Origin of the sequence: Streptomyces sp. NPDC005408 (genome assembly GCF_040606445.1) — a bacterium.
Taxonomy (GTDB): Bacteria; Actinomycetota; Actinomycetes; order Streptomycetales; family Streptomycetaceae; genus Streptomyces.
On sequence record NZ_JBEXEX010000127.1, the window covers coordinates 1 to 3,096 of the forward strand.

A 3,096-nucleotide genomic window follows, 5' to 3' on the forward strand; every position below is an offset into this window, starting at 1 on the left:
GGCTGGATGTGCGGCTCGGCCGCACATCCAGCCCCGCCGGCGTTTGAGGCGCGGGGGTCCGGGGGCGGAGCCCCCGCAACGGGGTCTAGGGCGAAGCCCCAGTTCGGGAAGGGACGGGGTGGGGAACAAGCCCGCCGCAGGCGCCCCGTTCAGCGCACCCCAAGCAGGTGGTCCAGCGCCAGCTGGTCCAGCCGCTCGAACGCCATACCCCGCTCCGCCGCCCCCTCCACGTCGAACTCCTCGAACGCACCCCGGTCCGCAAGCAACCCCGACAGCCCGTCCTCAGCCGTGGGCCGGCACAGTTCGTCGAGGCGCGCCGCCCGCAGCGCATCCCGCACCGCGGGGTCCGCGCGGAACGCCGCCGCGCGTTCGCGCAGGATCAGATAGTTGCGCATGCAGCCCGCCGCCGACGCCCACACCCCATCCGCGTCCTCCGTCCTCGGCGGCTTGAAGTCGAAGTGCCGCGGACCCTCGTAGCCACCGGTCTCCAGCAGGTCGACCAGCCAGAACGCGGACCGCAGATCGCCCGCGCCGAAGCGCAGGTCCTGGTCGTACTTGATGCCGTTCTGGCCGTTCAGGTCGATGTGGAAGAGCTTGCCCGCCCACAGCGCCTGGGCGATGGAGTGCGTGAAGTTCAGCCCGGCCATCTGCTCGTGGCCGACCTCGGGGTTGACTCCGTACAGCTCGGGCCGCTCCAGGTGCTCGATGAAGGCCAGCGCATGGCCGACCGTCGGCAGCAGGATGTCGCCGCGCGGCTCGTTCGGCTTGGGCTCGATGGCGAAGCGCAGCTCGTAGCCCTGCTCGGTGACGTACTCCCCCAGCAGGTCGAAAGCTTCCTTCATCCGGTCGAGCGCGGTGCGCACATCCTTCGCCGCGCCCGACTCCGCGCCCTCGCGGCCGCCCCAGGCGACATACGTACGCGCCCCGAGCTCCGCAGCGAGGTCGATATTCCGGATGGTCTTGCGCAGCGCGTACCGGCGTACGTCCCGGTCGTTCGCGGTGAAGCCGCCGTCCTTGAACACGGGATGGGTGAAGAGATTGGTGGTGGCCATGGGCACGACCAGACCGGTGGCGTCCAGCGCCTGCCGGAAGCGCTTGATGTGCGATTCGCGCTCGGACTCGGACGCGCCGAAGGGGATCAGGTCGTCGTCGTGGAAGGTCACGCCGTACGCGCCGAGTGCGGCGAGCCGCTGTACGGATTCGACCGGGTCCAGCGGCGGGCGGGTCGCGTCCCCGAACGGGTCCCTGCCCTGCCAGCCGACCGTCCAGAGGCCGAAGCTGAACTTGTCCTCGGGGGTGGGAGTGAAGCCTTCCGCCATGGCCATGACCGCCTTCGAACCCTGGTTTGTTTGCTGACCTTACTAATAAAGCACGCCCCCTCCGGATCACAGAAGCCCCAACACCTGTTCGCGCAGGACCGCTTGACGTAATTTGTTCGGCGAACGGCCAAATAGGCCGGGAGGGAGAGGTGGGGACCATGCCCGTGCAGCAGGTCGTCATCGGCGTGGACAGCTCGACCCAGTCCGCCAAGGCCGCGTTCATCGACGCGGCCACCGGCCGCACGCTCGCCGTCGGCCGCGCCCCGCACCAGGTCGGCGGCGAAGGCGGCGCACGCGAGAGCGACCCCGAGGTGTGGTGGCACGCGCTGCGCGAGGCTGTCGCCGCCGGGCTCAAGGAGTCGGGTCTGCCCGCGTCCGCCGTCACCGGTATCGCCGTCGCGGGTCAGCAGCACGGCCTCGTGGTCCTCGACCGGGCCGGACGTCCGGTGCGGCCCGCGCTGCTGTGGAACGACACCCGCTCCGCCCCGCAGGCCGCCGCCCTCACCGAGGCGCTCGGCGGCCCGGACGCCTGGACGACCCGTACCGGATCGGTGCCGGTCGCCTCCATGACGGCCGCCAAGTGGCAGTGGCTGCGCGAGCACGAGCCACGGGCCGCCAAGGCGGCGGCCGCCGTGCGCCTCCCCCACGACTTCCTCACCGAACGGCTTGCGGGCACCGCGGCCACCGACCCCGGCGACGCATCGGGCACCTGCTGGTACTCCACCGCCACCGGCGCCTACGACCCGGAGCTCCTTCAACTCATCGGCCTGGACGCCGACTTGCTGCCTCCGGTCGCCGCGACCGGAGCGGTACGCATCGGCTCGCTGACCGCCACCGCAGCGGCGGACCTCGGCCTTCCGGCGGGCATCGCCGTCGCCGCGGGCACCGGCGACAACATGGCGGCCGCGGTCGGCCTCGGGCTCGGTGGCGCGGGGCTGCTCGACCACCCGGCCCTCAGCCTGGGCACCTCGGGCACCGTCTTCGCGGCCAGCCGCACCCGCCCCGCCTCCCCGGCGCTCGCCGGATTCGCCGCCGCCGACGGTACGTACCTCCCGCTGGCCTGCACGCTGAACTGCACGCTCGCCGTCGACAAGGTCGCGACCCTGCTGGGCCTGGGCCGTGATGCGGCCGAGGCGGGCGGGGAGCTCGTACTGCTGCCGTACCTCGACGGAGAGCGCACCCCCGATCTGCCCGCGGCCTCCGGCCTGCTCACCGGTCTGCGCCACACCACCACCCGGCAGCAGATCCTCGGCGCGGCCTATGAGGGCGCGGTCGTGACGGTGCTGCGCGCGCTGGACGAAGTGCTGCGCGCCTGCGGACTCGACCCCGCCGACAAGGAGGTGGCGGCCCGCCCGCTCCGCCTGGTGGGCGGCGGAGCCAAGGGGCGGCACTGGGTGGAGACCGTACGCCGGCTCTCCGGCCGTCCGCTGCTGATCCCGGAGAGCGGCGAACTGGTCGCCCTCGGCGCGGCGGCCCTCGCCGCGGGGGCTGCCACGGGCGAGGACCCGGTGGCCCTGGCGGGCCGCTGGCAGAGCGGCGACGCCGTCGAACTCCCGCCGGTGGAACGGGACATGGAGACCTGGGAGCGAGTCTCCGCCGCACTGGAGAAAGCTGCACCGACGCTGCTCGCCTGAAGCGGGTACCGTCGGCGGCGGCGGGAAAACCCTAGGGGGTGTCTTTCGGATCTTGCCGGGCTCGCGTGCCCTGGCACGGCACTCCCCCGTAGCCCTTCGGGCACGGGAGGTGCCCCCACGCAGCGTTGTCGTCAGTCGCCGAC

The 3,096-nt window shown here is 72.6% G+C and carries 2 protein-coding genes; one reads left to right on the plus strand and one right to left on the minus strand.

What is annotated here, in order from left to right:
• Positions 1-149: 149 nt before the first annotated feature.
• On the minus strand, positions 150-1,319 hold the full coding sequence (gene xylA, locus ABZS64_RS39190) for a xylose isomerase (protein ID WP_355839986.1): 1,170 nt from the start codon (positions 1,317-1,319) through the stop codon (positions 150-152).
• A 158-nt stretch (positions 1,320-1,477) separates the two neighbouring features.
• Here xylA and xylB point away from each other — a divergent pair, with 158 nt between their 5' ends.
• Positions 1,478-2,953 carry a xylulokinase gene (gene xylB, locus ABZS64_RS39195; RefSeq protein ID WP_355839984.1) on the plus strand — a complete coding sequence of 492 codons (1,476 nt, stop codon included), beginning with the start codon at positions 1,478-1,480 and terminating at the stop codon, positions 2,951-2,953.
• Positions 2,954-3,096 lie beyond the last annotated feature (143 nt).

What these genes read in the sequence shown, in the direction of transcription:
- xylB (WP_355839984.1), top strand. Translation starts at nt 1,478, where the DNA reads ATGCCCGTGCAGCAGGTCGTCATCGGCGTGGACAGCTCGACCCAGTCC.
- xylA (WP_355839986.1), bottom strand. Translation starts at nt 1,319, where the DNA reads ATGGCGGAAGGCTTCACTCCCACCCCCGAGGACAAGTTCAGCTTCGGC.